Annotated in this window: 7 protein-coding genes; 3 read left to right on the top strand and 4 right to left on the bottom strand. The window is 37.1% G+C overall.

From position 1 onward, the window contains the following. The 4 genes from FZ949_RS06925 to FZ949_RS06910 all read right to left on the bottom strand — a co-directional run. Positions 1 to 535: hypothetical protein (locus tag FZ949_RS06925; RefSeq protein ID WP_148790276.1), on the bottom strand; the 535-nt coding region annotated here is incomplete at its 3' end. Then, the gene (locus FZ949_RS06920; RefSeq protein ID WP_103580496.1) at positions 525 to 1,280 is read right to left on the bottom strand and encodes a hypothetical protein; all 756 of its coding nucleotides are present in this window, start codon (positions 1,278 to 1,280) and stop codon (positions 525 to 527) included. The genes FZ949_RS06920 and FZ949_RS06925, both read right to left, overlap by 11 nt. Continuing rightward, positions 1,277 to 3,094 carry an excinuclease ABC subunit UvrC gene (gene uvrC / locus FZ949_RS06915; RefSeq protein ID WP_103580497.1) on the bottom strand — a complete coding sequence of 606 codons (1,818 nt, stop codon included), beginning with the start codon at positions 3,092 to 3,094 and terminating at the stop codon, positions 1,277 to 1,279. Before uvrC ends, FZ949_RS06920 begins: the two co-directional genes overlap by 4 nt. After that, positions 3,088 to 3,537, bottom strand: a complete 450-nt coding sequence (locus FZ949_RS06910; protein ID WP_103580527.1) for a hypothetical protein — start codon at positions 3,535 to 3,537, stop codon at positions 3,088 to 3,090. Before FZ949_RS06910 ends, uvrC begins: the two co-directional genes overlap by 7 nt. Before the next feature lie 30 nt (positions 3,538 to 3,567). On the opposite strand from FZ949_RS06910, the gene FZ949_RS09350 reads away from it, so the two are divergent. The 3 genes from FZ949_RS09350 to guaA all read left to right on the top strand — a co-directional run bounded on the left by FZ949_RS09350 (position 3,568) and on the right by guaA (position 6,782). Next, a complete protein-coding gene (locus FZ949_RS09350) occupies positions 3,568 to 3,735 on the top strand; it encodes a hypothetical protein (protein ID WP_021091736.1) in 168 nt (55 codons plus the stop codon). 115 nt (positions 3,736 to 3,850) lie between these two features. Further along, the gene (nhaD, locus tag FZ949_RS06905) at positions 3,851 to 5,239 is read left to right on the top strand and encodes a sodium:proton antiporter NhaD (RefSeq protein WP_103580498.1); all 1,389 of its coding nucleotides are present in this window, start codon (positions 3,851 to 3,853) and stop codon (positions 5,237 to 5,239) included. A 10-nt stretch (positions 5,240 to 5,249) separates the two neighbouring features. After that, entirely contained in the window at positions 5,250 to 6,782 is a 1,533-nt protein-coding gene (guaA, locus tag FZ949_RS06900) for a glutamine-hydrolyzing GMP synthase (RefSeq protein WP_103580499.1), read from the top strand. Positions 6,783 to 7,066: the final 284 nt, after the last annotated feature.

Below are 7,066 nucleotides of genomic sequence, written 5' to 3'. Positions count from 1 at the left end.
ATAAAGGGCCATTTATAAAGATATTTTTTACATAGTATTTAGTGTTGTTTGCTAAAGAGAGTTGATTGTAAATTTTACTTAAAGTTGCGACATAAGCTTTTATTATAAGCGGAAAGTCTCGGTCTAAGTCTTGTTTAAAATCGCTATCTATTTCTCCATTTATATTTTGGAAAAATTCATAAAATAGTTCATCAAATTTATCATTTTGGTTTAGATTTGCTAGCAATTCTTTTAATTTATTTACATTTCGTATCTCGATGCGATCGTCTTTTCTTATAGAATTTATAAATTTTTGTGTATTTTTTAAGGTGCTATCTCGCAACTTTTTTATATCTTCTTGGCTTTTGCCTATTAGCGTATCGTGCTCTTGTATTACAGATCTTATAGTTTGAAATACTAAGGATTGTTTATATAGTTTTTCATTTAGATCTTTTAGATCTGTAAATTTTTTATAGCTTTCATTTCCGCTATAAGCGAAAAAGATCGCTGAAATTATTATTGGCGCTAACAATATATAAAATTTATTATTTTTCATAGATACTCTTTTTGCTATATTTTTTGACGATATTTTCTATCTCAATTAGTCTTTTGGTAAAAAGAGACATCTCTTTCATCTTTCCATTTTGATTGTTATCTAAAAAAGCGTTAAGCTCATTTGCAAGGTTATTAAGCTTTAAATTTAATGCAGCTTCCCTTATCTCATCTACATATTTTTTGAGCATTATCTCGTCTTTCGCGATTATGGCTGATTGGATCTGGATAAGAATTTCTCTTGCGTTATGCAAAAAGATATTTAAGTAGGATGCAAAATCTTTTTTATTTAAATTTAGTATTTTAAGCGATGTTTCAAACCAAGAATCATCGATAAGTGATTGTGTCTGCGTGTCAAAAAGATACCATGCGTTTAGTTTAAAAACAGGTAGTCTTAATGTAGGTTTTACTTTTACTGCTGCTATTAGATTTTGGTTGTTTATTATGTCTTGCTTCTCTAAAAGCACGATAAAAAATTTTTCGCCATTTTTTAAAATGGCATTTTGCAATCTCGCTTCTAGTAAGATCGCACCACCATCTTTTCTTTTTAAATTTACTCTAGCACTATTATCTTTCGTATTTTGTAAAAATTCCAAGAAGCTGTAGCTTGTACTTTCTTGGCTTGTTATTACTAGCTCGCTTATATCTTTGTATCGCAACAAAAAGTCATCTAAACTATCAAAACCCAATAGCTCAAGTGAATCTTGCGTTATCGCAGATATTTTTAAATTTTCATCATATATTATCACTTCAAATTTCCTTCTTTGAGCACTGCAAGCTTTTCTGCTACGCTTTTATTTGTTATTTTTGCCACTTCGTCTAAATTCGCTTCGCTGATTTTATCAAAACTTCCGTAAAAGCTAATTAATTTCGCGATACTGCCCTCAGAAACGCCAGCTTGCTTTAGAATTGATCTTTGCATATCGTTTTTCTGCCTTGTTTTTCTGTGAAAGCTAATGACAAATCTATGGCTTTCATCACGCATTTTTTGGAAAAACTGAAGCTTTTTATCGCTCGTACTTAGGCTAAAGCTGCCATTTTTTGTGTAAATTTTATCTTTCGCCTCGCCTTTTGCGCGGTGAGCTTTGGCATCAATCTTCTCTTTTGAAATGGCTATCACATCGACATTTGCGCCACTGCTTGCTAGGATTTCGCAGGCTAAATTTAAAAGCACCTCGCCTCCGTCAATAACCCAAAGATCAGGTGGGCTAAGCTTGTCAAATCTAAGCGCTCTGGCTGTCAAACTCTCTTTCATCTGATCGTAGTCGTTTTTAGAGCTTAGGTGCATGTGACGGTAGTTTTGCTTTACCCACTCGCCATGCTCATAGCGCACCATCGCTCCGACACTTGCCTCGCCAAAAAGGTGCGAGTTGTCGTAAGCCTCGACCACGTAAGGCGTGTGAGCTAGGTCAAAGTACTCTTTTATCTCGTTTAATAGCACGTTATCGTGCGTTTTTAGATATTTTTCAATGCTAACTTCAGCGTTTTTGGTAGCGATCTCACAAATTTTTCGCTTATCGCCAATTTTAGGGCAAGTGATACTAAATTTACGCCCAAATCTCTCGTTTAAAATTTCCTCCACCAGCTCACTATCTTCAAAGCTCTCATGCACATAAATTTTGGTGCTAATAATCGGCTGCCCAGCTATGAAGCTTTTTAAAATAGCCTGCTTATAAGCTTCGTTTATCTCATCTTTTTGAGCGTTTTTGGCCTGCGTGATGTCAGTTTTTACGCCAGTTATCTTGCCATTTTGCACGCTAAATCTCACCGCACAGATCATATCATGCACACAAGCGACCGAGTAGGCCTCAAAGTCCTCAAGCTTAGCAAGATCAACTTCAACCTTTGTTTGCATATTTTTAAGTGTTTGTATCTTATCTCTAGTCGCGGCTGCTTGCTCGTAGTCTTCGGCCTTGGCGTAGTTTAGCATGAGCTCTTCAAGGCGAGTGATGAGCAAATTTGGATTTTGTAAGGCTGCGATAGCATCGTTTACGATCTTAGCGTAGCTCTCTTTTGAAATTTTGCCTTCACACGGGGCATAACAGCGTTTTAGCTGATAAAAAAGGCAGGCTTTTTTACCTTTAATGCAGGACTTTTTCTGAACGAGGTTGAAATTTAGATAAAGAGCCTCAAGTAACTCGTTAGCTCCGCTAAAATATGGCCCGAAGTAGCGTATATTTGAGCCTTTTACCACCTTTCTAGTGATCTCAAATCTTGGAAAATCATCATTTAAATTTATAAAAATATAAGGGTAGGTCTTGTCGTCACGAAGCAAGATGTTGTATTTTGGCTTAAGCTGCTTGATGAAAGAATTTTCAAGTATGAGCGCGTCTGCTTCGCTTGGAGTGACGATGTATTCAAGATGCACAGCTTCGCTTATCATCTTTGAAATTCTTGGGCTTAGTTTTTCAGCCGGAGCTAGGCTTGGGGTAAATTTAAAGTAGCTTTTGACCCTGTTTTTTAAAATTTTGGCCTTACCAACGTATAAGAGTCTATTTTGCGCGTCAAAATACTGATATACGCCAGGCTCGTTTGGAAGCGTTCTTATCTCGTCTATTAGCATCTTGCCTGCTCATTTTTCTTGAGCAAAATTTCTCTTAGCTCTTCAAATTTTTGGCGTATTTGCTCGTCTTTTGCTAAATTTTTAAACTCACCTTTGCTAGATGGCGTATAAAAGATGGTACTTTGCTCTTTTTGATTAAAAAATTTTAAAAATTTGCTCACGACAAATCTTATATTTTCTTCTTTTTTGTTTTTTGTATAGTTGATTTCGTTAATAGGCTTTGGAGTAAGAATGCTGTTAAAAACGCTATTTTTATTAAAATTGCAAAAGGTTTTTAATAACCTTTTTATATCATTTATACTACTATCACGCCTAAGCTCTAAAAGCCCAGTGGGATGAGTAAGAACAAAGGTCAAAACACCTTCTCTAACGTAGCAAAAAGCTATATAAAATCGTTTTGCTTTCCCCATAAGCTCTAAAAGCTGTTGGCACTCATTTGCCATGCTTAATTTTTCTTTATACAAAGGATTTTCGTGAATAGTATTTATCAAAAATTTAGCGTTTTTCATGGGCTTATCTTATCATCTTTTATTTTAATTTTTACTCTTTTTGCATTTAGCGGTTGTGGCTATAAAGATGATCCATTTTATGGAAATGCTCCCGTAAAAGAAAAGAAAACTGATAAGATAAACAAAATCTAGTAAAATTTTCGTATTTAAATAAAAATGTAATGTAAGCTTAATAATTTTAACTAACCTAATTTTTAGGCTCATTTAAGTAATATACCAAGATTTTTTATTCTACAAGGAGAGTATAATGAGGTTTTTTGGACTTCTAGGCTTGTTTTTCGCGATGGCTTTTGGTGCTGATGGAGAAACCGCAGCTATTGACTTAACTACTACGTGGGCAGGAATTTTATCGCTTATAATTTTTGTTGTTGGATATTTTTTTATAGCAGCAGAAGAAAATTTCCATATCGACAAAGCAAAACCTGCTATCTTTATCGGTACGTTTATGTTCCTGCTTATCGGTGTTTACATGCTTATAAATGGCATGGATGTACATTCGCTTGAACATGAGGTAAATCACCTGATTCTAGAGATCGCTCAGATCGTATTTTTCTTGATGGTGGCGATGACATTTATCGAAGCACTTATCGAAAGAGACGTATTTAATGCACTTAAATATAATCTCGTATCAAAAGGCTATACTTATAGAAAACTATTTTGGCTAACTGGTGTTTTGGCATTTTTCATAAGCCCAGTAGCTGATAACCTAACAACAGCGCTTATTCTTTCAACCGTTCTTCTAACGATAGATAGGAATAATACAAATTTCTTAGTAGCTGGCGCGATAAATATCGTCGTTGCAGCAAATGCAGGTGGAGCATGGAGTCCATTTGGTGATATCACTACGCTTATGGTTTGGGCAGCAGGTAAGTCACCATTTCTAGACTTTTTCGCACTTTTCCCAGCATCTATTATTGGCTGGCTTGTAACAGCATTTTTACTTTCTCGCGTGGTGCCAAGTACTGCACCACATTTTGATGTGGCAAACGAGCCAAAAGTGGTTATGAAAAAAGGTGGCAAAGCAGTTATTGCAATAGGCGCATTTACTATCTTTTGTGCAGTTATGATGCATCAGCTTTTCCACTTGCCAGCGATGTGGGGAATGATGTTTGGTTTCTCACTACTTAGTCTTTATACTTACTATTTCAAAAAAGCTCACAAAAATGAAGAGCCAATGCATGTATTTCACTATATGTCAAAGATCGAAAACAACACACTATTTTTCTTCTTTGGAATTTTAGCTGCAGTTGGCGCTCTTCATTTTGCTGGATTTTTAAATTACGCTGTATCACTTTATGATAAATTTGGCTCAACTGCTGTAAATATCGGAGTTGGATTCCTTTCAGCGATCGTTGATAATGTCCCTGTTATGTCAGCTGTTTTGAAAGCAAATCCAGCAATGGGAGCTGATGCAGGCGAGGCGATGAGTCAGTGGCTATTAGTGACACTAACTGCTGGTATCGGTGGTTCGATGATCAGCTTTGGTTCAGCAGCTGGTGTTGGAGTAATGGGTAAATTAAAAGGAATTTATACCTTTGGTGCACATATGAAATACGCTTGGATGGTGGTTCTAGGATATATCGTATCGATCATTGTTTGGTATGTGCAGTTTGAAATTTTTCATATCTATTTTTAAAAGGTTATAAATGAACAATACGATTATAGTTTTGGATTTTGGTTCACAATACACTCAGCTAATAGCCAGAAGGCTAAGAGAAGAGGGCGTCTACACTGAAATTTTGCCATTTAATGCAAAGCTTAGTGAGATAAAGGCGAAAGAGCCAAAGGGTATCATTTTAAGTGGCGGCCCAGCTAGTGTTTATGCTAAAGATGCTTATTTTTGCGATAACGGCGTCTTTGAGCTAAATATCCCTATACTTGGCGTTTGCTACGGCATGCAACTACTTGCTCACACGCATGGGGCTGAGGTTTTGGCGGCTGATCAAAAAGAGTACGGCAAGGCAGAGCTTAACGTTATTAAAGAGCATGAGCTATTTAAAGATACACCTTCAAAACAAATCGTATGGATGAGTCATAGTGACTATGTAAAAGACTTGCCAGAGGGCTTTGAAGTGATCGCTGTTAGTGAAAATTCGCCTTATTGTGCTTTTGGCGATGATAAACGAAAATTTTATGCAATCCAGTTTCACGCAGAGGTGCAACACAGCGAGTATGGCACGCAAATTTTAAAGAATTTTGCTAAATATATCTGCGGTTGCGAGAGCACATGGAACATGGGAAGCTTCGCTAAAAACAAGATAGAAGAGATAAGAAAAACAGTAGGCACTCACAAGGTGCTTTGCGCAGTTAGCGGCGGTGTGGATAGCTCTGTGACCGCAGCACTTTTAGCAGCTGCTGTGCCTGAAAATTTGATCCTTGTTTTTGTTGATAACGGACTTCTTAGAACAAACGAAAGAGAGCAAGTTGAAGCTACATTTAGAACAAAGCTTGGTGTTGAGCTAGTTAGCATAGATGCGAGTGAGACCTTCCTGGGACGATTAGCTGGTGTAGTAGATCCTGAGAAAAAACGCAAGATCATAGGTGAGACATTTATAGAAATTTTTGAGCAAGAGGCTAAAAAGCATGGTGATGTGAAATTTTTAGCTCAAGGCACTCTTTATACTGATATCATCGAAAGCTCCGTAGTTGGCTCAAGTAAGACGATAAAGAGTCACCACAACGTTGGAGGTTTGCCTGATTGGATGACATTTGAGCTGATAGAACCGCTAAGAGAAATTTTTAAAGACGAGGTTAGAAAGCTAGGCCTTGAGCTTGGACTAAGCCGCGATCTAGTCTTCCGCCACCCTTTCCCAGGACCGGGCCTTGCTATCCGCATAATGGGCGAAGTAAATAAACCAAGCCTAGAGCTACTTCGCAAAGCTGACGTGATCTTACGTGACGAGCTAAAAAGTACTGGCTGGTACAACAAAACTTGGCAGGCGTTTTGCGTGCTCTTAAATGTAAATTCTGTCGGAGTAATGGGTGATAACCGCACCTATGAAAACGCTGTTTGTGTGCGTGTAGTAGATGCGAGTGATGGCATGACCGCAAGCTTTTCAAGGCTTCCTTATGATCTACTTGAAAACGTAAGCCGCCGCATCATAAACGAGGTAAACGGCATAAACCGCGTAGTTTACGATATCTCAAGCAAGCCACCTGCAACGATAGAGTGGGAATAGAGTAACAAAAATATTTCTGCTGTAAAACCGTTGAAAATACAATATTGCAACGGCTTACGGAAGCAAAAAGCTCCTTAGTGATACTGTTTTGATACTAAAAATGAGAAAAAGTAGGTTTAAAAGGGAGTTTTAAATTTAGATAAATTGTTTAGAAAGCCTTCCATTGTTTTGGTGGTAGGCTTTTGTGGAAACAGCGGTTGATAAATTTGAATTTGAAGCGGTTATAGCAATGAAACTTCTTTGTATCGGAGCCCACTTTAATATACTAATAATGTAGGATATTC

This window comes from Campylobacter concisus (assembly GCF_902460545.1).
In the GTDB taxonomy this organism is placed as follows: Bacteria; Campylobacterota; Campylobacteria; order Campylobacterales; family Campylobacteraceae; genus Campylobacter_A; species Campylobacter_A concisus_AE.
The sequence above is the reverse complement of the archived record's forward strand: the minus strand, read 5'-3'. Positions and strand labels throughout refer to the sequence as shown.

Excerpts from the sequence above, each read along its gene's own strand:
- uvrC (WP_103580497.1), bottom strand. The coding sequence starts at position 3,094 with ATGCTAATAGACGAGATAAGAACGCTTCCAAACGAGCCTGGCGTATAT.
- FZ949_RS06910 (WP_103580527.1), bottom strand. The coding sequence starts at position 3,537 with ATGGCAAATGAGTGCCAACAGCTTTTAGAGCTTATGGGGAAAGCAAAA.
- nhaD (WP_103580498.1), top strand. The coding sequence starts at position 3,851 with ATGAGGTTTTTTGGACTTCTAGGCTTGTTTTTCGCGATGGCTTTTGGT.
- guaA (WP_103580499.1), top strand. The coding sequence starts at position 5,250 with ATGAACAATACGATTATAGTTTTGGATTTTGGTTCACAATACACTCAG.